This is a genomic window from Mycobacterium sp. UM_CSW (assembly GCF_000455205.1).
Taxonomy (GTDB): domain Bacteria; phylum Actinomycetota; class Actinomycetes; order Mycobacteriales; family Mycobacteriaceae; genus Mycobacterium.
Genome location: NZ_AUWQ01000005.1, coordinates 1 through 21,840, shown reverse-complemented (window position 1 = coordinate 21,840; position 21,840 = coordinate 1). Strand labels below are relative to the sequence as shown.

Annotated in this window: 20 protein-coding genes; 16 read left to right on the top strand and 4 right to left on the bottom strand. The window is 68.0% G+C overall.

Annotated elements, in window-relative coordinates; genetic code table 11:
* Positions 1–247: 247 nt before the first annotated feature.
* The 6 genes from N415_RS02555 to N415_RS02530 all read left to right on the top strand — a co-directional run bounded on the left by N415_RS02555 (position 248) and on the right by N415_RS02530 (position 5,247).
* Positions 248–1,378, top strand: a complete 1,131-nt coding sequence (locus tag N415_RS02555; RefSeq protein WP_343203448.1) for a catalase family peroxidase — start codon at positions 248–250, stop codon at positions 1,376–1,378.
* Positions 1,375–1,968 (top strand): cytochrome b/b6 domain-containing protein, encoded by a 594-nt coding sequence (locus tag N415_RS32160; protein WP_068176914.1) that lies wholly within the window; start codon positions 1,375–1,377, stop codon positions 1,966–1,968. The genes N415_RS02555 and N415_RS32160 overlap by 4 nt, the downstream gene beginning before the upstream one ends.
* Positions 1,920–2,210 carry an isochorismatase family protein gene (locus N415_RS30415; RefSeq protein WP_343203447.1) on the top strand — a complete coding sequence of 97 codons (291 nt, stop codon included), beginning with the start codon at positions 1,920–1,922 and terminating at the stop codon, positions 2,208–2,210. Before N415_RS32160 ends, N415_RS30415 begins: the two co-directional genes overlap by 49 nt.
* 18 nt (positions 2,211–2,228) lie before the next feature.
* Positions 2,229–3,278, top strand: a complete 1,050-nt coding sequence (locus tag N415_RS02540; RefSeq protein ID WP_068176910.1) for an ABC transporter permease — start codon at positions 2,229–2,231, stop codon at positions 3,276–3,278.
* 3 nt (positions 3,279–3,281) lie between these two features.
* Positions 3,282–4,280 (top strand): ATP-binding cassette domain-containing protein, encoded by a 999-nt coding sequence (locus N415_RS02535; protein ID WP_068176907.1) that lies wholly within the window; start codon positions 3,282–3,284, stop codon positions 4,278–4,280.
* Positions 4,281–4,353: 73 nt separating this feature from the next.
* Complete coding sequence (locus tag N415_RS02530) at positions 4,354–5,247, top strand: fructose bisphosphate aldolase (protein WP_068176905.1); 894 nt, start codon at positions 4,354–4,356, stop codon at positions 5,245–5,247.
* Positions 5,248–5,256: 9 nt separating this feature from the next.
* Here N415_RS02530 and N415_RS02525 read toward each other — a convergent pair whose 3' ends face one another.
* Positions 5,257–6,336, bottom strand: a complete 1,080-nt coding sequence (locus N415_RS02525) for a DUF190 domain-containing protein (protein WP_068176903.1) — start codon at positions 6,334–6,336, stop codon at positions 5,257–5,259.
* Positions 6,337–6,516: 180 nt separating this feature from the next.
* On the opposite strand from N415_RS02525, the gene N415_RS02520 reads away from it, so the two are divergent.
* Positions 6,517–8,409: a pyruvate kinase gene (locus tag N415_RS02520; RefSeq protein WP_239645425.1), complete on the top strand. Its 1,893-nt coding sequence runs from the start codon at positions 6,517–6,519 to the stop codon at positions 8,407–8,409.
* Here N415_RS02520 and N415_RS02515 read toward each other — a convergent pair.
* Positions 8,347–8,931, bottom strand: coding sequence for a TetR/AcrR family transcriptional regulator (locus tag N415_RS02515; protein ID WP_068176899.1), 585 nt, complete (start codon positions 8,929–8,931; stop codon positions 8,347–8,349). The genes N415_RS02520 and N415_RS02515 overlap by 63 nt on opposite strands.
* A 168-nt stretch (positions 8,932–9,099) precedes the next feature.
* Here N415_RS02515 and N415_RS02510 point away from each other — a divergent pair, with 168 nt between their 5' ends.
* From N415_RS02510 to N415_RS02500, 3 genes are read left to right on the top strand one after another with little or no spacing between them, the layout of a single operon-like run.
* Positions 9,100–11,325: an acyl-CoA dehydrogenase gene (locus N415_RS02510; protein WP_068176897.1), complete on the top strand. Its 2,226-nt coding sequence runs from the start codon at positions 9,100–9,102 to the stop codon at positions 11,323–11,325.
* A 9-nt stretch (positions 11,326–11,334) separates the two neighbouring features.
* Positions 11,335–12,543: a thiolase family protein gene (locus N415_RS02505; protein ID WP_068176895.1), complete on the top strand. Its 1,209-nt coding sequence runs from the start codon at positions 11,335–11,337 to the stop codon at positions 12,541–12,543.
* A 2-nt stretch (positions 12,544–12,545) separates the two neighbouring features.
* Positions 12,546–12,953, top strand: coding sequence for an OB-fold domain-containing protein (locus tag N415_RS02500; protein WP_068176892.1), 408 nt, complete (start codon positions 12,546–12,548; stop codon positions 12,951–12,953).
* 85 nt (positions 12,954–13,038) lie between these two features.
* Here N415_RS02500 and N415_RS02495 read toward each other — a convergent pair whose 3' ends face one another.
* Positions 13,039–14,211, bottom strand: coding sequence for a sulfotransferase (locus N415_RS02495; protein WP_068176889.1), 1,173 nt, complete (start codon positions 14,209–14,211; stop codon positions 13,039–13,041).
* A complete protein-coding gene (locus N415_RS02490; protein ID WP_068176887.1) occupies positions 14,208–15,287 on the bottom strand; it encodes a DUF1214 domain-containing protein in 1,080 nt (359 codons plus the stop codon). The genes N415_RS02495 and N415_RS02490 overlap by 4 nt, the downstream gene beginning before the upstream one ends.
* Before the next feature lie 281 nt (positions 15,288–15,568).
* Between N415_RS02490 and N415_RS02485 the strand changes: the two genes are divergently transcribed.
* Genes N415_RS02485 through N415_RS02460 form a run of 6 tightly spaced genes read left to right on the top strand, consistent with a single transcriptional unit; the run spans position 15,569 to position 21,823 of the window.
* On the top strand, positions 15,569–16,924 hold the full coding sequence (locus N415_RS02485; RefSeq protein WP_068176885.1) for an amidohydrolase family protein: 1,356 nt from the start codon (positions 15,569–15,571) through the stop codon (positions 16,922–16,924).
* Entirely contained in the window at positions 16,925–19,258 is a 2,334-nt protein-coding gene (locus N415_RS02480) for a CoA transferase (RefSeq protein ID WP_068176883.1), read from the top strand.
* 1 nt (position 19,259) lies between these two features.
* Positions 19,260–19,589 carry a hypothetical protein gene (locus N415_RS02475; protein ID WP_068176882.1) on the top strand — a complete coding sequence of 110 codons (330 nt, stop codon included), beginning with the start codon at positions 19,260–19,262 and terminating at the stop codon, positions 19,587–19,589.
* Positions 19,579–20,754 carry a thiolase family protein gene (locus N415_RS02470; RefSeq protein ID WP_068176879.1) on the top strand — a complete coding sequence of 392 codons (1,176 nt, stop codon included), beginning with the start codon at positions 19,579–19,581 and terminating at the stop codon, positions 20,752–20,754. The genes N415_RS02475 and N415_RS02470 overlap by 11 nt, the downstream gene beginning before the upstream one ends.
* A complete protein-coding gene (locus N415_RS02465; RefSeq protein ID WP_068176875.1) occupies positions 20,751–21,173 on the top strand; it encodes an OB-fold domain-containing protein in 423 nt (140 codons plus the stop codon). The genes N415_RS02470 and N415_RS02465 overlap by 4 nt, the downstream gene beginning before the upstream one ends.
* Positions 21,170–21,823: a MarR family transcriptional regulator gene (locus N415_RS02460; RefSeq protein ID WP_068129428.1), complete on the top strand. Its 654-nt coding sequence runs from the start codon at positions 21,170–21,172 to the stop codon at positions 21,821–21,823. Before N415_RS02465 ends, N415_RS02460 begins: the two co-directional genes overlap by 4 nt.
* Positions 21,824–21,840: the final 17 nt, after the last annotated feature.

The following is a 21,840-nucleotide window of genomic DNA, read 5'->3' as shown; positions in this document are numbered from 1 at the left end:
GCACGTGATCATTCGATCCTAAGCCACGGGAGATCGGCAGGGCGGCTCCAGCCCCGGGCGGGTGCTTACAACGTCGGTTGTCATTAGGCGACCGCTGAACGAATTCCGGCGCCGCGACGTGGTCGCAGTGTGCGTGAGGACCGCCGCAGGTGTTGCGCACGGCAGCCTCAGGTGGATGAATTGCTTCCACCGAGTGTCGTTCCCAGGCTGCGCGGCTTGGCCCGGAAAAGCGGGAAAGGACGGTGGGATGGGGGCCGGTGATCAGGATGGCGTCCCGGAAGACGACGTTGACACGACCAAACCCGAACACTCCCGTCGCGTCGCACTGAATCGGCGGGCTGCGCTGCTCGGACTGGGCGCCGTCGCGGGCTTCGCGGCGGTGGACGTCGGCGGCTTTGCCTATGCCGGCGGCTGGCTGCGGCCGGACACACTCACCCCACCCCGGTTCGCCGATCGCTTCGAGCACGTCTTCGGCCGCCACGACGGGTTTCGGCGAAACCATGCCAAAGGACTCAGCGCAACGGGGTCTTTTGCGAGCAACGGGGCCGGCGCGGCCATCTGCCGGGCCGCGGTCTTCCGGCCCGGAACCGTGCCGGTCGTCGGCCGGTTCTCGCTGGGCGGCGGCCTGCCGGACCAGGCGGACAAGCCCGACACCGTCCGCGGCCTCGGGCTGCTGTTCGAGGCCGGCGGCCAGCAATGGCGCACCGCGATGATCAACTTCCCCGTCTTCACGGACAGCACCCCGGAGGGGTTTTACGAGCGGTTGCTCGCCTCCAAGCCGCTGCCCGAGACGGGCAAGCCCGACCCGCAAAAGCTGGCCGCGTTCCTCGATCGGCATCCCGAAACCGTCGCGGCGATGAAGATCATCAAGCAGTCCCCGCCCACCGCCGGGTTCGCGGACAGCACGTTTTACGGGCTGAACGCCTTCTGGTTCACCAACACCGCCGGCGCCACCGTTCCGGTGCGCTGGTCGGTGGTGCCAGTGGACGCCGGCCACGGCGGGGGCCCGCAGCCGCCGCACGGCAAGGACTACCTTTTCGACGACCTCATCCGCGCGGCGTCGCAACGGCCGCTGAGCTGGCGGCTGGTGCTCACGGTCGGCGAGCCGGGCGATCCGACCCACGACGCGACCAAGCCGTGGCCGCCGTCGCGGCGGACTATCGACGCCGGCACCATCACCATCACGGCGGTGCAGACGGAGGAAGCCGGCAACGCGCGCGATATCAACTTCGACCCGCTGGTCCTGCCGGACGGCATCACCGCATCGGACGACCCGCTGCCGCCGGCGAGGTCGGCCGTCTACGCACGCTCATTCACCCGTCGCGCCGAGGAGCCCAAATCGCCCAGCGAGGTCAACGTGAGCAAGGTGCTGTCATGACCGAAACCGCAAGCGAAACTACCAGCGCCCCAGCACGTTTCGCCGTCCCCTCCCGAATTCTGCACTGGCTGATGGCGCCGATGGTCATCGTCCAGCTGGTGATCGGCGTGACCATGATCGCTTCGCTGACCTACTACCCGTTGCTGCTGGCCATCCATCGCCCGCTGGGGGTGTTGATCCTCGTCTTCGCCGTGGTGCGCCTGGTGAACCGGCTCACCCACCGGCTCCCCCCATTCCTGGCGACGATGAGCAAGGCCGAACGCCGCATCGCGTCGTGGTCGGAATACCTGCTTTACGCGCTGCTGCTCATCCAGCCGCTGATCGGGTGGGCGATGCTGTCGGCCGCACGATTCCCGGTCACTATGGCGGGGCCGCTGCGGCTACCGGGGATCGCGCCGCACAACCTCGATCTGTACGCGGTGCTCCGGCAGGCCCACAACGTGTTCGCCTTCCTGCTCTTCCTGACGTTCACCGCCCACGTCTGCGCCGTGCTGTTTCACACACTGGTGCTGCGCGACGGGCTGCTCGATCGCATGGCGGTGTGGCCCACCAAACGGCGCGCCCCGCGACAGGACGAAACCACGGCATAGCGGCTGTGCCGAGGCTCCATCGCGGGTTCGAGCCGCAACCGGGCGACATCGTCGCCCAAGAGCGTTGGTGTTCCAGCGGTTTCGACAACACCGACCTGGATGTTTTGCTCAGGAGGCACGGCATCCGTCGACTCATGGTGATGGGACTCATCGCGCACACCTGCCTGGAGGCCATGGTCCGATACGGCGCCGAACTGGGTTACGAGGTCACCGCGGACGATGTTGTCGACGCGCTGAAGTAACGGCGGTAGCGTCTGAGCATGCTGATCGCGGCGTTGCGCGATATGCAATGGCGACGGCGGCGCCTCGTCATCGCGATCATCAGCACGGGGTTGGTCTTCGCGATGACGTTGGTGCTGACCGGGCTGGCGAACGGCTTCCGCGTCGAGGCCCAGCGAACCGTCGATTCGATGGGTGTCGACGCCTTCGTCATCAAGGCCGGCGCGGCCGGACCGTTCCTGGGGGCAACACCATTCGACCAAGTGGATCTGACCCGGGTGGCCGGTGTGCCGGGTGTCGCGGCTGCGGCCCCACTGGTGACTGCGGCGTCGACTATCAGGGAGGGCACGGCAACGCACAACGTTACGGTCTTCGGCGCGCCGGAGCATGGACCCGGCATGCCGCGCGTCTCGGAGGGTCGGCCACCGGCGACGCCGGATGAGATGGCGGTGTCGAGCACGCTGGGCAAGCACATCGGCGACGATCTGCAGGTCGGTGCGCGCACATTGCGCCTCGTCGGCATTGTGCCCAATTCCACTACACAAGCGAAGAAGCCCAATATCTTCCTGACGACCGAGGGCCTGCAGCAACTGGCCTACAACGGTCAGCCGCTGATCACGTCGATAGGAATCGTCGGCACACCCCGACAGCTCCCGAACGGCTACCAAGCCGTCGATCGAGCAGGCGGTGTCAGCGACCTGTTACGCCCGGTGAAGGACCCTGCTGGTGCGATCACGATCGTGGCCTTCTTGCTGTGGATCCTGGCGGTGCTGATCGTCGGATCACTGATCTACCTGTCCGCGCTGGAGCGCCTGCGCGACTTTGCGGTGTTCAAGGCGATCGGTGTGCCGACGCGGTCGATTCTGGCCGGTCTTGCGCTGCAGGCGGTCGTCGTCGCGGTGCTGGCGGCGCTGCTGGGAGTCATCCTTGCGCAGCTGCTGGCACCGTTGTTCCCGATGAATGTCGTGATTCCCATGTCGGCCTACCTGGCGCTACCGGTGATCGCGATTATGGTCGGTTTGCTGGCCAGCGGCGCTGGACTAAGACGTGCTGTCGGGGTCGATCCGGCACTTGCGTTCGGAGGTCCCTGAACCGTGGACCAGCTACGCATTCAAGACCTCGTCGTCGAGTACTCCAGCGGGGGTTACGCACTTCGCCCCATTAACGGCATGCACCTCGACGTGGCGGCCGGGTCGCTGGTGATCCTGCTCGGTCCCAGCGGCTGCGGAAAGACGACGTTGCTGTCCTGCCTCGGCGGGATCTTGCGGCCGAAGAGCGGGGCAATCAAGTTCGGTGACATCGACGTCACGGCGCTCGACGGCCGCGAGCTGGCGAAGTATCGGCGCGACACCGTAGGCATCGTGTTCCAGGCCTTCAACCTGGTCCCCAGCCTCACTGCGCTGGAGAACGTGATGGTTCCGCTGCGCGCCGCCGGATGGTCGCGCGCGGCCTCGCGCCGCCGCGCCGAGGAACTGCTGAACCGCGTCAACCTCTCAGAGCGGATGAAGCACCGCCCCGGGGACCTCAGCGGCGGGCAGCAGCAACGGGTCGCGGTGGCTCGCGCGATCGCGCTGGAGCCGCCGCTGATCCTCGCGGACGAGCCGACCGCGCACCTCGACTTCATCCAGGTGGAGGAGGTACTGCGGCTAATCCGCTCGCTCGCCGAGGGCGAGCGCGTGGTGGTGGTCGCGACCCACGACAGCCGGATACTGCCGCTGGCCGACCACGTCGTCGAGCTGGCGCCCGCGCACGCGTCGACGAACCGGCCCCCCGAAGCCGTCCAGCTGAAGGCCGGCGAGGTGCTGTTCGAGCAGTGCACGATGGGCGATTTGATCTACGTCGTGTCGGAGGGCGAGTTCGACATCGTGCGCGAACTGGCCGACGGCGGCGAGGAGCTGGTCAAGGTCGCCGGGCCCGGGGACTACTTCGGCGAAATGGGCGTGCTGTTCCACATGCCGCGTTCGGCGACGGTGCGCGCCCGAACCGACGCGACGGCGGTCGGCTACACAGCGCAGGCGTTCCGTGAGCGGCTCGGCGCGGCGGGTATCAGCGGGGTGGTCGGGCAACGCGAGCTGGCAAGCACCGACGGATGACCTGCCCGCTCGCGCCCCGATCGGACGAATATGATCGGCACCCGACAGTGCCACGAGGGAGTGGGGAAGTTCCATGCCGAACCAGCAGCAGGCCGACCGGATGACGTCGGGCAAGGGGTTCATTGCAGCGCTCGACCAGAGCGGCGGCTCGACACCCAAGGCGCTGCGTCTATACGGGATTCAAGAGGACGCGTATTCCTCCGACGCGGAGATGTTCGACCTCATCCACCAGATGCGTTCGCGGATCATCACCTCCCCGGCGTTCAACGGCGACCGGGTGCTGGCGGCGATCCTGTTCGAACAGACCATGGACCGGGACATCGAGGGGGTGCCGTCGACCACGTACCTCTGGGAGACCAAGGGCGTGGTGCCCATCCTGAAGATCGACAAGGGCCTGGCGGAGGCGTCCGACGACGTCCAGCTGATGAAGCCGATGCCGGGACTGGACGAGCTGCTCGAGCGGGCCGTGAGCAAGGGCGTCTTCGGCACTAAGGAACGGTCGGTGATCGGCGGGGCCAACGCGGCGGGCATCGCGGCGATCGTCGCCCAGCAGTTCGAGGTCGGCCACCAGGTGCTGTCGCACGGCCTGGTTCCCATCCTCGAGCCCGAGGTCACCATCTCGATCCCGGACAAGGCCGAGGCCGAGGCCATCCTGCGGGACGAGATCACCAAGCAACTCGAAACCGTGCCGGCCGGTCAGCGCGTGATGATCAAGCTGAGCTTGCCCACCGAGGTCAACTTCTACCGTCCGCTGATCGAGCACCCCAAGGTGATGCGGGTGGTCGCGCTGTCCGGTGGCTACTCGCGCGAGGAGGCCAACGAGCTGCTGGCGAAGAACACCGGGCTGATCGCCAGCTTCAGCCGCGCGCTGACCGAGGGGCTTGCGGTCGACCAGTCCGACGAGCAGTTCAACGCCACCCTGGACAGGTCGATCCAGTCGATCTACGACGCGTCCGTCGCGGGCTGACGCCCGGCTCTAGTAGCGGTGGTTGGCCAAGGGCGGCCCGCCCTGGCCGGGTTCGCCGTCGTCCGACACCAGCGCGGGCACCATCTCGCTGGTGACCAGCCCCTCGTGCTGCGTGAGTTCGTCGACGACGTCAAAGCATTCCGCGATGTTGGCCGGAGTGTCGACGACGATCGTGACCGCCGGCACGCGACGCCTCAACGCGAGCAGCTTGTCCCCGTGGGGCCGATGGTCCCCGTGGTAACCCCAGATGCCCCGGACCACCGTCGCGCCGTCCGGCGATTCGCGCTGACGAAGCCGCTGGACGATGGCGCGGTGAATCGGCACCCCGTCATGCAGCGCCGATTCGGAGGTATAGACCATCAGCTTCTGCCACAGGGGCAGGCCGTGTTCGTCAACCCCCGGCAGGGCATGCGGCCGTTCCAGCAATTCGCCGTCGCGCTTGCACACGCGGACCCGTTCCAGCGTGAACATTGGCTGGCGGAGCAGGTCGCCGAGCTCCGGCAGCACCCGAGCGATCCGATCGCCGGACCCGACCGCGACGACCATCATCGGTACATCGGCGTTGCGACCGAAAAAGTGGGCGCGGTGCCGTTGTCCGTGGATGAGGCCGTCGACACCCAGGAAGACTGAGGCGCCGGCGATGTGGCGCCGGTGCATGAGATCGCAGACCGCGACGTAGGCCGGTACTCCCTGGGCGCGCTCCTTGCGGCCGAGGTAGATCGTCAGCTTGACGGCCTCGCGCAAGTCGTCGGGTAGCTCCGGCAACCTGACGTCCTGGCGCAGCAGCCGCGCGCGCTCCAGCGTGACCAGGCCGCGCTGTTTGATCGCGAGCACCGGATCGATCAGGGCCTCGATCGATTTACGGGTGTCCACGGCGACGATCACCACGGGCGGGTCCTCGGATAGCGTCAGCGACTCGTCGGTTCGCAGGTGCCGACCCGTCCCGAATCCGCCGATGCCGCGCAGCACGACGCTGCTGGCGATCCGATGCTGTTGGTAGAGGTTGAGCAGCACGTCGGAGACGAAGCCCTCGCCGGTCCGCCGGCGCTCCGCCAGATAGGCACTGAGCTTCAGACAGTCCTCGTCCATGCCCGCTCCTGTCGCCGTGCGGGATCTTACCCATTGGATCCGCGCCACCCGGATTTGGGACCAATTCCTCTGCTGTGGCGCCGCAGCGGCCGCTAATTTGGTGTGTGCCTTGATGTTTCGGATCGTTACCGTTACGCGGACGTTAACACCATGTGGCCGCAAAACCACGAAGGAGTCGTCGTGCTTCCTGAGCGCATCGCCGGGGGAGGTGACCTGCGGAGACTGGCAGGTTTGCTCGACCGGATCGACGGCTTGTTGACCAGGCTGTCCGAGGCCGAGCGCGCGTGGGCGGACTGGCTGACCACCGTGGCGCCCGAGCATCGGTCGAGCGCGCGAAACCTGGTCCACTACTGGGCCATTCGGCAATATGACTTGCGGGAGCTGCAGACGGACCTGGCGGAATTCGGGCTTTCGTCGCTGGGCCGCAGCGAATCACATGTTCACGCCACCCTTGCGGCGGTTCGCGCGGCCATCGCCGCCATCGTGGGAGGCACGTGGGAGCCGCCGCCGCCCTCGGTGGTACCCATCGAGCGGGGAGCCGAGATACTGCGCCAACATACGGTGGACCTGCTGGGCCCGCGCCCGCCGCATCGCGCGACCCGGATCATGGTCACGCTGCCGTCGGAGGCCGCCACCGACGCCGACCTGGTTCGCGGGCTGGTGCGACGTGGCATGAACATCGCCCGGATCAACTGCGCGCACGACGACGCGCCGGCGTGGCGCGCGATGGCGCACCACGTCCGGGATGCGGCCGCCCGCGCCGGCGAAACCTGCCTGGTGGCAATGGATCTCGCGGGGCCGAAGCTGCGGACCGGGCCGCTGGAGCCGGGTCCCCGCGTCATCAAACTGCGCCCACCCCGAAACGCCCTCGGTGAGGTCGTCGCGCCGGCACGCGCCTGGCTGACGTCGATCGAGGAGCCGACGGACCCGCCCCAGCCCGGCAAGGCGGTCATCACCGTCCCGCGACGGTGGCTGACCAACCGCAACGGCGGCGACGTACTGGTATTGCGGGACGCACGGGGGTCCAGGCGGCGGCTGGGACTCGAGACCGTCGACGCTTCAGGTGGATTCGTGCTGACCGCCCAGCAGACCACCTACCTGGTGACCGGCACGGCCCTGCACGCCGGAGACGGCAGAAAGCCGGCCGAAGTGGGTCCGCTCCCGGCGAAGGAGCAGAGCCTGGTGCTGCGCGCCGGAGACCTGCTGCGGCTGACCCGCGACTGTTCGCCGGCCCCGGTGGACGGCGATCAACCCGTTGCGCGGATCGGTTGCACGCTGCCCGAGGCGTTCGATCATGCCCGCTCCGGGGATGCGATCCATTTCGACGACGGCAGGATCGGCGGGCGGGTGGTGTCCGTCGATTCCGACGTCATCACCGTGCGCATCGACCATCCCGAAGAGGGTGAGGCTCGCCTGAAGGCCGCAAAGGGCATCAACATGCCGGACACCGAGCTGCCGATTTCGGCGATCACCGACCGCGACGTCGCCGACCTCGCCGTCGCCGTCGAACTGGCGGACTTGGTGGACATGTCGTTCGTTCGGAGCCCGGCGGATGTCGAGCGGCTGCTGGACGAGCTCGATCGGCTCGGCGCCGACGAGCTGGGCATCGTGCTCAAGGTCGAAACCCGGCGCGCCTTCGAACACCTGCCGCAGCTGCTGCTCACCGCGATGCGCCGGCCGCGGGTCGGGGTGATGATCGCCCGCGGCGATCTGGCGGTCGAATGCGGTTACGAGCGGATGGCCGAGCTGCAGGAGGAGATTCTGTGGTTGTGCGAGGCGGCGCACCTGCCGGTGATCTGGGCGACGCAGGTGCTCGAGCAGCTCGCCAAGACGGGCCTGCCGTCGCGCGCCGAGATCAGCGATGCGGCGATGAGCGAACGGGCCGAATGCGTGATGCTTAACAAGGGTCCCTACCTGCCCGAGGCGGTGACCGTGCTCGACAACATCATGCGCAGAATGGCGGAGCACTACTACAAGAAGAACTCGTTGCTGCGTCCGCTGCACTCTTGGTCAGCGGCGGGCCCCGAGCGCCTCGACGATGATCCGGGTGGTGCGCTCGGCTCGGCGTCGTGAATATGACTGTGCGTCAGAGAGAATCGGGTACACCACGCCGCCGACGATGGCGTCGGCCGCTGACTCGGCCGTTGCCTCGTCGATACCGTCCGCGAGAAGCCGGCTGCGGACGCTTTCATGCAGCGGCAAACTGAACCCGGCCCGCAGTTTGGCGGCGGTTTCCGGGTGCTCCATGCAGGCGACGGTCAGGATGCGCAGCATCGCCGAGCCCCGCGGTGCGGTCAGCGTTGCGGCAAGTTTGCGAACCCACCCGACGAGGTCGGCCGCCAGGTCGTCGGTGTGGTCCACCGACGCCAGGATCTTGTCCGCGTCCTCGAGCATGACGTCGGCGACCAGCACCGGACGGCTGGGCCACCAGCGATAGATGGTCTGCTTTCCCACACCGGCCCGGGCGGCCACCGCCTCGATGGTCAGGCCGTCGAATCCGCGCTCGAGAAGCAGTTCTCGGGTCGCCGTCACGATGGCCGTGCGCGATTTCTCGCTGCGGCGCCTCGGGTAGCTCTGGGTGAGATCGGTTGGCATCTAAGTGATCCTCATCTCCCCAGGTGTCGCCGGTCGTCCGCCGGATCTGGTCCGCTTTACATATCTTGACCCGCCCCGTAGTCTGCCACAAGACGAGACGGTTCGTCTTGTAAGGAAGGGGCAGCGGTCTTCGATGGCGTGTCGCCTCAGCCGCGCGGGGTCGCGGTCATGACGCTGGGACTGACCCCGGAACAACAGGACCTCAGCGACGCCGTCGCCCAGTTCGCCGGCCGGCACGCCCCGATCGCCGCGACCCGCGAGAGCTTCGACGACTTGGCCGCAGGATGCCTTCCGGAGTGGTGGGACGCGTTGGTTGCCAACGGCTTTCACGCGGTGCACCTGCCCGAGCGCCTCGGGGGCCAGGGCGGACGGCTCATCGACGCGGCGTGTGTGCTGGAATCGGCCGGCAAGGCGTTGCTGCCCGGCCCGCTCCTGCCAACCGTGACCGCGGGAGCCGTTGCGCTGCTTGCCGATCCGAACCTGACCGCGGAGTCACTGGTGCGCGACCTCGCGTCCGGCTTGCCTGCGGCGGTCGTCCTTCCCGGTGGCGGTGACTTCCACGCGCGTCGCGACGGCCAAGGCTGGGTGGTCAACGGCGCGTCGGACGTGACGGCGGGCGTCTGTTCGGCGCGGGTCGTCCTGGTGTGCGCTCGGACCGGGGAAGACGACGACATCTGGGTGGCGGTTGACACCACACAGCCCACGGCGGCAGCCGAATCCGTGCGCGGCACCGACCTGGTGACCGATGTGGGGATCTTGCGGTTGAGCGAATACGTCGCCGCCGAGTCCGCCGTGCTCGGGGGGCTCGACGCCGACCGCGCCGAGTGCGTCGCCGTCGGATTGGTAGCCAGCGTGATGGCCGGCATCGCGCAGTGGTGTGTCGACGCGGTCACCTCGCACCTGCGAATCCGCGAGCAGTTCGGCAAGGTGATCGGTACCTTTCAGGCCCTGCAGCACAGCGCGGCGATGCTGCTCGTCAACACGGAGTTGGCGACCGCCGCGGCCTGGGACGCGGTCCGCGCCGTGGACGAACCACTCGACCAGCACCGCCTCGCCGCGGGCGGGGCGGCGACGATCGCCGTCTCGCCGATTCCGGACCTGGTGCTCGACGCGCTGACCATGCTCGGCGCCATCGGCTTCACCTGGGAACATGACATGCACCTGTACTGGCGCCGGGCCATCAGCCTGGCGGGATCGATCGGACCGGCGAACCGCTGGGCGCGGCGGCTGGGCGAGCTCACCTGCACCGGGACCCGCGACATGTCCGTCAACCTCGGCGACGCCGAATCCGAGTTTCGTGCCTGGGTCGCCGAAACCCTCGACGCGGCAATGCAGTTGCGCAATGACACGCCCGCGCCGCACGGCGACTACCCGGACCAGGCCTCCGGGCCGCAGCGCACGCTGCTCGCGGACGCCGGGCTGATGGCGCCGCACTGGCCCGCGCCATGGGGCGTCGACGCGGGCCCGCTCAAACAGCTCATCATCGACGAGGAGTTCGCCAAGCGGCCCGCCTTGGTCCGGCCATCGCTGAACATCGCCGAGTGGATCCTGCCCTCGGTGCTGACCGCCGCACCAAAAGAGCTGCAGGAGAAGCTGATCCCGGCGACCCAGCGCGGCGAGATCCATTGGTGCCAGCTGTTCAGCGAGCCGGGTGCGGGCTCCGACCTGGCGTCGCTGGCCACCCGGGCCACCAAGGTCGACGGCGGCTGGCGGATCAACGGCCACAAGATCTGGACCTCGTTGGCGCAGTACGCCGACCTGGGCGCGCTGCTGGCGCGCACCGACCCCGAAGCCAGCAAGCATCGCGGCATCGGCTACTTCATCATCGACATGCGGTCGCCCGGAATCGAAATCCAGCCCATCAAGACGGCGACCGGGCAGGCGCACTTCAACGAGGTGTTCTTCAACGACGTCTTCGTTCCCGACGAGATGTTGCTGGGCGGCCCCACCGAAGGCTGGAGCCTGGCGATCGCCACGATGGCCGAAGAGCGTTCGGCCATCAGCGGATACGTCAAGTTCGATCGGGCCGTCGCGCTCCGCCGCCTCGCCGTACAACCCGGGCCGGATCGTGACGATGCCCTGCGTGAGCTTGGCGAACTCGACGCCTACACCAACGCCATCCGGGCGCTCGGCGTGCGGGAAACCATCCGGCTACTCGACGGGCAGGCGTCCGGTCCGGCTTCGAGCATCGCCAAGGTGGCGATGAACGTGTTGCTGCGCCGCACCTTCGAGGCCACGCTGCAGCTGACCGGGCAGGTGGCGATGGTCGATGACCCCGACGCCGCGGTCGTGGAACCCTATCTGCACCTGCCGGCCGAGCTGATCGGCGGCGGGACGAGGGAGATCCAGCTGAACATCATCGCGCAGATGATTCTCGGTTTGCCCCGGAAATAAGGACACCGCATGGGATTACGTGGAGAAGCCGCGATCGCCGGGTACGTCGAGCTGCCGCCTGAGCGCATGAGCAAGGCGTCACCCGCGCCTTTCGCCATCGAGCAATGGGCCGAGCTCGGTGCCGCCGCGCTGGGCGACGCCGGACTGCCGTTCGAGGTCGTCGACGGCATCGTGGCCTCGCACCTGGCCGAGTCGGAGATCTTCGTACCCTCGACGATCGCCGAATACCTCGGTGTCGGGGCGAGATTCGCCGAGCACGTTGACCTCGGCGGGGCCAGCGCCGCGGCGATGGTGTGGCGGGCGGCCGCCGCCGTCGAACTCGGCATCTGCGAGGCGGTCCTGTGCGCGCTGCCCGCCCGCTACATCACTCCCATGTCCAAGAAGAAGCCCAAAACCTACGGCGACGCCCTGTACTTCGGCTCATCGAGCAACCAATATGGCTCCCCGCAGGCGGAATTCGAGATCCCATACGGCAACCTCGGCCAGAACGGCCCGTACGGCCAGGTCGCCCAGCGCTACGCGGCCGTCTACGGCTACGACGAGCGGGCGATGGCCAAGATCGTCGTCGACCAGCGGGTCAACGCCAACTACACCGAGGGCGCGATCTGGAAGGACAAGCCGCTCACCGTGGAGGACGTCATCGCCAGCCCGGTGATCGCCGACCCGTTGCACATGCTCGAGATCGTGATGCCCTGCGTCGGCGGCGCCGCCGTCGTCGTTGCGAACGCCGACCTGGCGCGGCGGTCTCGCAATCGTCCGGTGTGGATCAAGGGATTCGGCGAGCACGTGCCGTTCAAAACCCCGACCTACGCAAAGGATCTGCTGCACACCCCGATCGCGGAGGCCGCGGACACCGCCTTCGCGATGACCGATCTGACCCGCCATGACATGGACATGGTGTCGATCTACGACTGCTACACCATCACCGTGCTGCTGTCGTTGGAGGACGCGGGGTTCTGCGAGAAGGGCAAGGGCATGGAGTTCGTCGCCAACCACGACCTGACCTTCCGCGGCGACTTCCCGCTCAACACCGCCGGCGGCCAACTCGGTTTCGGCCAGGCCGGATTGGCGGGCGGCATGCACCACGTATGTGACGCCACCCGCCAGATCATGGGGCGCGCCGGCGCGGCTCAGGTCGCCGACTGCAACCGCGCCTTCGTCTCCGGCAACGGTGGAATCCTGTCCGAGCAGACGGCGCTCATCCTGCAGGGAGACTGACGATGACCCTCGAGCGGCCGATGCCCGTCAAAACGCCGACCACCGCGCCATTTTGGGATGCGCTGGCCGAGCACCGCATCGTCGTCCAGTATTCGCCGTCGTCGCAAAGCTACGTGTTCTATCCGCGGGTGCGTGCCCCGCATACCCTGGCCGACGACCTGGAATGGCGCGAGATATCCGGGATGGGAACGCTGTACTCGTTCACGGTGGCGCGCCGCCCCGTCGGTCCGCACTTCGCCGACGCGGTTCCCCAGCTGCTGGCCATTGTCGAATGGGACGAGGGGCCAAGGTTTTCCACCGAGATGGTGCACGTCGACCCGGCGGAGCTGAGGGTCGGGATGCGGGTGCGCCCGGTGTTCTGTGACTATCCCGAGCACGACGTCACCATGCTGCGGTACGAACCCGCGTAAGCCTCGCTTCGAGCGCCCGCCCAGCCGGGCGAAAGGATTCGAACGCCCGGCCAGCCGGGACCTCGGCCGGCACGTTAGGCGCCAATTACTTCAGCCGCTCGGTCGGTACCCCGTAGCGGTCCTGATAGGCGCTCACCCGGTCGCGGACCTCGGCGGCGTCCAGGGCGGTGTCCGACCACGTGTATCGGCTGCCCCCGCCGTCGCCGGGGTGGGCAGCCAGGAAGTCGCGCATCCGCTGTGCGGCCTCGGGTTTCAGCTCGCGGCCCAGCTTTTGGTAGATGTCCTTGATCGTGGTCCACGGGTCGTTCATGAAATCGGTGAACAGGACGTCCACCACGCGGCCGGGCGGCACCGCGCCGCTGTCGCGCAAAGCCATCCCGCGCTCGAGGCCGACGACCACTTCTTCGTAGGACTGGGCCGCGCACTCGGCGATGTCGGATTCGTCGCTGCCCATCCGCCGCAGGTGGTGGGTCAGCGCGGCGATCGACGAGATGACGTTGAGCGGATCGCGGTGGGTCTGCACGATCAGCGCGTCCGGATATTCGGCGAGCAGGGTGTCGAGGTGCCACAGGTGCGCCGGCGATTTCAGGAGCCACTGACCGGGAACGCCGGACTGCAGGTGCTGCAGGAAGATTCGGTGGAAGCGGTAGGCGCCGGTGTGGTCGGCCTCGTACAGCAGCCAGCGGTAGTAGCTCGGCAGCCGGTATTGCACCGAGAAGATCATGCTGGTGAACTCGCTGGCCGTGATGCGGACGCACTCCTGCCCGACGAGCGCGCCCATCGGGTGAAATGCCAAGAACCCCGGGATGATCTGCTCGGAGAGTTCGATGCTGGCCTGCGTCTGCGCGATCCGCGGATCGTCGTGATAGGTCTCGGGCTGCGGGACCGGACAGGGCGCATCCACCTCCCACGTCAGCGGCGCCCGCAGGTCGGGGTCCTGGGCGAGCAGGTCATAGAGGATCGTGGTGCCGCTGCGCGGCTGGCCCACGATGAAGATCGGCGCCGTGATCGGCTTGTCGGCGACCTCCGGATGTTGCTTGCGCCAGTCGATTACGCCGAGCCGGTTCTTCAGGGCACGCATGACGTCGAGGTAGGCGATCTCTACCCCGATCGCCGACAAACGCGCCTCGTTGACCAGCCCATCGGTCAGCCGCTGCAGCCCGGCCTGCCACCCGTCGTCGCCGAAGTCGTCACTCCCGGCCTCCTCGCAGGCGGCGGCGATCAGCCGCTCCGGGGCGAATCGCTCCTGCAGCGTCATGCCCGGACCTTTCCCTCGTGGACCGACACCGAGACGTCCGGCGGGCTGGGGTTGTCCAGCCAGCGCACCACCACGAACCCGCGGTGCCGGCCGCCGGTGTCGAGCCAGTGGCCGATGCCGAAGTCCTCCGCCGAGATGGCGATCCGCACCCGCCCGTCCGCGTCGGGCCGCACCGCGCGACTTGTCACCGAGCTGTGCCGGCGGCGCGGCTCCAGGCACTCGTGCCAGAGGCTTTCCAGCGTCACGTTCCAGTAGCGCGTGTCGGGCGGCTCGATGTCGAGAACCAGCGCCTGCCCGGGATCGAGCCGGAATGTCCCCATCATGTACAGGTTGTCCGGCGTGGTGTCGGCGGCACCCAGATCGGCGGCCTCGGCGGTCAGCAGGGTGTTGGGCGTCTCCAGGAGCTCGGGCTTGATGGTGCGGTGCAGCGTGACCAGCTTCATCAGCGACCACGCCATCGCCGTGAACTGGTCGGCGAGTTCGTCGTCGGTCAACGGCGCGACGGGGTCGGGGTCCAGGGCGTCGATGCGCATGGTGGCCAACGTCTCGGAGGCGGGATCGCCGATGTACTCGCGGACGACAACCGAGGACGCGTCCTCGGGAATCTTCACCCATTGCGCGCCGGCGAGATCGGCGGGTTCTTCCGAAGACAGCACCAGCGCGAACTCGTCGCCGCTTAGCGTCAAGCCGGTGTCGCTGACGTAGTTCGCCATCCGGCGGGGGGTCAGGCCAGTGCCGGCCAGGATCTGAAACCCGAGATAGGCGCTGGTGCCTCGGGTGCCGGTGATCCGGTAGCTCCGATCACCGCGGATCATCGCCAGGTAGTAGTTGCCGTCGGGGTTGGGGCCGCCGACCATCCTTGTCGGAGAACACATATCGAAGAACGCGGGCCGGTCGGGGTCGGCCTCGACGGACAGTTGCGAACACAGCGACGAGACGCGGGCGATGACGCGCAGCCCCTCGAGGAGCTCCCGTTCAGATTCGGCGTCCTCGGTCACGATCTTGGTGACGTCGGCCAGCATCTGCTGGAAGAACTGCCACGCGGCGCGCGCCTTCGGAGCCTGGGTTTCAGCCATAGCCACATGCATAGACGATGCGTCAGCCTCCGGGCGCCGATTCGCCCGAATATCGGGAGGGCGACCCACGTGGGACGCGCGGCCCCCGTCCGGGCTCACCCGCAGTGCTGGACTAATAGTCCCTCACTATTGACTGGGACTCCATGGTGGGCGGGCGATTGAAGCGGTTGAATAATGGCGGTGCCAGCACGTATTTGCCGCTCGGCCATGACACACGGCGCCGTTGACTCTGTGACAGGAATCATTGTCTACTAGTCGCTATATCGGCAGAGGAGTGCGGCATGAACAAGGACGACCTGATCCTGATCAGCGTGGACGACCACATCGCCGAGCCGGCCGACATGTTCGACGCGCACGTCCCCGCGAAATATAGGGACCTGGCCCCCCGGGTGGTCCTCGAACCCGACGGCGTCCAGCAGTGGTACTACGGCGAGGTTCGCGGACGCAACATGGGCCTGAACGCCGTCGCCGGAAAGCCCCGCGAGATGTACAACATCGACGCCTCGCGCTACGACGAGATGCGGCCGGGCTGCTTCAACGTCGACGAGCGGGTCCGCGACATGAACGCCGGCGGGCAGCTGGCGGGCCTGAACTTCCCCAATTTCACCGGCTTCTCGGGCCAGGTGCTCAACCAGGGTCCCGACCGTGACGTGAACCTGGTGATGATCAAGGCGTACAACGACTGGCACGTCGACGAGTGGTGTGCGGCCTACCCGGGCCGGTTCATCCCCTGCGGCATCCTGCCACTCTTCGACGTCGCCGAGGCCGCCAAGGAGGTCAAGCGGCTGGCCGACAAGGGCTGCCACGCGGTGACATTCTCGGAGAACCCGGAAGCCTTGCAAATGCCCAGCATTCACACCAAATACTGGTATCCGCTGTTCGAGGCCGTCTGCGAGAACAAGACGGTGCTGTGCACCCATGTGGGCTCGGCGTCTCGCTCTCCGCAGGTGTCGACGGACGCGCCGCCCAGCGTGCAGATGACGGCGTCGTCGATGATGAGCATGTTCACCTTCACCGAGCTGATCTGGGCCGAATTCTGGGCCGACTTCCCGCAGCTGAAGTTCTCGCTGACCGAGGGTGATGTCGGCTGGATTCCCTACTTCCTCTGGCGCGCCGAGCACGTCTACAACCGCCACTCGGGCTGGACGCTGGCGAAATTTCCACCCGGCTATGCCGGACCCAGCGATGTGTTCAAGCGCCACTTCTACACCTGCTTCATCAGCGACAAGGTCGGCGTGCGCAACATGGATTGGTTCAACGAGGACATGCTGTGCTGGGAGTCCGACTTCCCGCATTCCGACAGCAACTGGCCGTTCGCACCGGAGGACGTCATCGAGACCATGGGGCACCTGGACGACTCGGTCATCGACAAGATCACGCACCAAAATGCCATGGCCGCATACTCGTTCGACCCCTTCCGGTACATCCCCAAGGAGCACGCCCGCGCCGGCTACCTGCGCTCGCAGGCCAGCGACGTCGACGTCGTCACACACGTCGGCCGCCCGGCCGGCCAGCGCGACCGCGACGCGTGGACCCGGATGACGCAGGCTGGTCTGCAGGCCCTGGCGCAGGGGCAGCCGCCGCCGACGGTCGAGATAACGGGCATCGCCGGGCGCGCCACCACCCTGGGCAACTGAGTGGCCGCCCGGGCACCGTTCGCCGACTGGCGGGTGCTGGAGTTATCCAACGGCATCGCGGTGTCCTACTGCGGCAAGATGTTCGTCGATGCCGGCGCCGACGTCGTGAAAATTGAATCACCGCAGGGCGATTCGATGCGGAGCTGGTCGGCCGGCGGACCCGCCGGCGCACTGTTCGGCTACCTGGCCGCCGGCAAGAAGTCGGTGAACGACCGTGGGCGGGCGGCGGCGCTGCTGGCCGGCGCCGACATCGTGCTCACCGACCTGACCGACGGCTGGACCCTCGACGACATCACCGCGCACACCGGACCGTCGGCGGTGATCGTGGCGGTGACGCCGTTCGGCACCACCGGGCCCTACGTCGAAGAACAGGTGGTGGCCAACGAGTTCATCCTGCAGGCCCTGTGCGGCTCGATCGACGGCCGCGGCTGGCCGGGCGACGAACCAGTACAGGCGGGTGGGCGGCTCGGTGAGTGGCTGGCCGGCTCGTTCGCCGCGCCCGTCGCCGCCGCGACGGCCCGCCGCGCCGCCCGGGGCGGAGGCGGAGAGGTCATCGACGTCTCGACCTACGAGGCGATGGCGATCGCGATGGGCGGGCTGTCCGCCATGTCGGCCAGCGTGCTGGGCGCGGATTCCCTTCAGCAGCAACGCAGCCTGGAACTACCGTCGATCGTTCCCACGGCCGACGGCATGGTCGGCTTCTGCACCATCACCGCGCAACAGTTCCAGGACTTTCTGGTGATGATCGATCGTGCCGACCTGCTCGACGACGCCGAGCTCGCGTCGTTCGTCGGACGGGTCGAGCGCCGCGACGAATTCCTCAGCATGGTCACGCAGTGGACGGAAACCCGTACCACGCAAGAGATCATCGACCTCGCAGTGGCCTTCCGCATCCCGGTGGCTCCCATCGGCACCCCGGCCACACTCCCGAAGGTCGACCACTTCGTCGAACGCGGCGTCTTCGTCGAATCGGGACCCGGCGGCGTGCAGCCACGGGTGCCGTATCGGAGCGACGCGATGGCGACCACGCCGCCCGGACGGCCCCCGCTGCTGGGCGCGGACAACGGCGGCGTCCACTGGCCGCCGCGGCCCCACCGGCCGCCAGCCGCTGACGCGGACGCACTCCCGTTGTCCGACATACGGATAACCGACTTCACCGCGTTCTGGGCGGGACCGGTCGCCACCCAATTCCTGGGCTGCCTCGGCGCCGACGTGATCAAGCTCGAGGGCGTCCGCCGGCCCGACGGCATGAGGCTCTCCGCCGGCCGCCCACCCGACTGGGACCAGTGGTGGGAGTGGGGCCCGGTGTTCTTGTGCAGCAACAACAACAAGCGCGGCATCAGCGCCGAACTCAGCGTCGACGCAGGGCGCGCCATCGCCTTGGAGCTCATCGCCGCGAGCGATCTGGTGATCGAGAACTTCTCACCGCGGGTGATGGAGAATTTCGGCCTGGACTGGGATGCGGTGACCGCGGCCAATCCGCGCGCGATCATGGTGCGGATGCCCGCGTTTGGCCTCGACGGCCCGTGGCGCGATCGCGTGGGCTTCGCCCAGACGATGGAGCAGGCGACCGGAATGGCGTGGGTGACCGGACACGCCGACGGCCCGCCGGTGATCCCGCGTGGGGTATGCGACCCGATGGCGGGGCTGCATGCCGCGTTCGCGGCGATTGCGGCGCTCGTGGTTCGCGACCGGGACGGGACCGGGATGCATGTCGAGTCGACGATGGTCGAGGCTGCGCTGAACGTGGCGGCCGAGGTGGTGGTCGAGTACTCGCGCAACGGGATCGAGTTGCGCCGCAACGGAAACAGGGGCCCGGGCGCGACACCCCAGGGCGTGTACCCGTGCCGTGGCGACGACGAATGGGTCGCGCTCGCCGCCCTGGGAGACGCCGCTCGCGCGTCGTTGGCGGCGCTCATCGAGCGACCCGACCTCGGCCCCGACAGCGCCGCCTGGCGCGAAGGGGCCGACGAAATCGACAAGCTCATTTCCGGCTGGACCGCCCGGCGTTCGGCGACCGACGCGGTGACGGCGCTGCGCGCCGGCGGGCTGGCGGCGGCGCGCGTCACGCCGGCCGCGGAGCTGCTGAGCGACCCGCAACTGCTCGCCCGAGGCTTCTGGGAAGAGATCGACCACCCCGTCGCGGGTTCGTTCCTGTGCACCGGCATGCCCTTCGCCTTCGTCGGGAAGCCACGACGCTGGCTTCGGCGGGTGCCCCCGCTGTATGGCCAGCACACCGACGAGGTGCTGACGGGAATTCTCGGCCGCAGCCAACGGGATCTGGTAGAGCTGCGCGCCTTGGGGGCCACCAGCGCACGCCCGGCGGGCCTCTGACGTGGCGGTCACGCTGTGCGTCCCGCCGCGCGCCGGCGAGCCCTGCGCCCCCGTCCGGTTCCTGGTGCGCCAGGACTCCGTGGTGATGGAGTTGACCGCCCGCCATCGGATCACCGGTGTCGAGTGGGACGAGAGCGAACGGGCGGTGGGGATGGTCGTCGAGATCACCGATCCGCAATCGGCACGGCCGATCGACGTGCGGATCGACGTGGTCGAAACCGGTGCCGCACCCCGCGGCGCGCGGACCACGACGATCGGCACCATCGAACGCGACGGGCAACAATACGACGTCGTCGGAACCTACCTGGGAGTTGTCGCGGATGAAAACTAGCCCGTCGAAGCGGACCGCGGCGATCGCCGGAGTGCACAACACCCGGCAGGGCCGCCGACTGGACGGCGAAACGTCACGAAGCCTGGCGCTCAAGGCCATTCACGGAGCGCTCGCCGACGCCGGCCTGAGCCTCGAGGACGTCGACGGGATCAGCGCGGGCCCGCTGTCCACCGCGTTGATCTACGACCTGCGCCTCGGGCCGGCCTGGCAGGGACTGGCGTTCGGGGTAGGCATGATCACCGAGGCGGCGGCCGCGATCGAGCACGGCATGGCCGACGTCGTCGTCTTGGTCGCCGCGCAAGCCGGTGAATACCGCGACCATCAGGCCACTGCTCCGTGGACCCGGCCCGAGAACGAATTCGTCGCGCCCTGGGGGATGTTCACCACCGCCGAGTTCGCGCTGATCGCCCGGCGCCACATGCACGTCTACGGCACCACCCGCGAACAACTGTCGATGGTCGCGGCGACCATTCGCAACAACGGGTCGCGAAACCCCGAAGCCGTTTACTACCAACGGGGTCCGTTCGCGCCGGAAGACATCACCGCGTCGCGGCCGATCGCCGACCCGTTTCATCTCCTCGATTGCGCCACCACCTCCGAGGGCGGCTGCGCACTCGTCGTGGCCAACATCGACCAGGTGGACGTCGCCGGCCAACCGATCTACGCGTTGGGCAGCGGCGCGGACTTTCATGGCCCGTCGTATCAGCACCCGCCCGCGTGGGACCTCGCCGGCCGGCGCGGCGATCACGGCCACTACGTCAATGGCGTCGTGGGCAGGCGCGCGGCCGAGCGGGCCTTCGCCCACGCCGGCCTGCGTCCCGACGACGTCGATGTGCTGGAGCTCTACGATCCGTTCTCCTTCGAAATCATCCGCCAGCTAGAGGCTTTCGGCTTCTGCGGCGACGGCGAGGGCGGACCGTTCGTCGCAGATGGCCACATCGCGATCGACGGCAGCCATCCGGTCACCACCGACGGGGGGACCATGTCCTTCAGCCACGCCGGCTCCAATCCGCAGATGATGCAGCGGGCCGTCCGGGCCGTTCAGCAGCTGCGCGGCCAGGCCGGTGACCTCCAGGTGCCCGACGCGCACATCGCGTTCTGCAGCAACGGGGGTGCGGGAGCGCTGTTCACCACAGTGCTGATCTTGGGAGACGAAGCGTTATGACATCCGAACCGTTGCGGCCACAGACCGGGCCGGTGCCCCACGCCGGCAGCGAACTCAGCGTCCCCTTCTGGCAGGGCTGCGGGGCGGGGGAGTTGCGTTACCAACGCTGCGAAGCGTGCGGCCTGTCGAACTTTCCGCCGACCGAGCATTGCCGCCAGTGCCTTTCGGCCGAACTGCGGTGGGAGTGCAGCGGCGGGCTCGGCGAGATCTACAGCTGGACGGTGGTGCATCGCCCGGTCACCGCGGAATTCGAGCCGCCCTATGCGCCGGCGATCGTCACGCTGGACGAGGGCTACCAGATGCTGACCAACGTCGTCGGGGTGGACCCGGGCGACCTGGCGATCGGCATGCGCGTCCGGGTGCAATTCCACGCCGTCGGCGCCGACGTCACCCTGCCGTATTTCACTGGATTGCAATGAGTCCCGCCCGCACCAGCAACGGCCTTCCGGTGACGGCCTACCTGGTGCTGGGCGTGTTGGCCGCCAACGACGAGCAACTCACCGCCGGCGAGATCAAGATGCGTGCCGAACTTTCGGTCGGCCACTTCTACTGGTCGCCGTCGGTGAGCCACGTGCGGCGCGAGCTGAACCGCTTGCTGGAGCGGGGCATGGTCAGCGAGATCGGCGCCCAATCCGGCAAGCGCGCGATCACGTTGTACGAGACCACCGATTCGGGCCTGGACGCGCTGCGCCGGTGGGTCCAGCACTTTCCGGCCGAGGATCGGGTGGTCATCAAACACCCCGTCATCCTCAAGACCTGGCTTGCGCGCGGCGAAAATCCGGAACACCTGGTCGACACGCTGGACCGCCATCTCGAGGCGACCCGCGCCCGGCTGGACGAGGCGCTGTGGTCGCGGCAGCGCTCTCGCGACCTCGGTCTGGCCGATGACCCGGACCAGCGTTGCTCGTTCGCGGTGCTCGACTATGCGATTCGCGGTTTGTATGCGGAGATCTCCAACATCGCGCAGCTGCGCGACGAGATCGCCGGCGGCACAAGCCGAGATCCGGTGAAACGGGTGCGACGGGCGAAGGGGCAGATCCGCCGTCGGGCACCCAGGGACCCGCGCTAGACCGATGGTGGCGACCC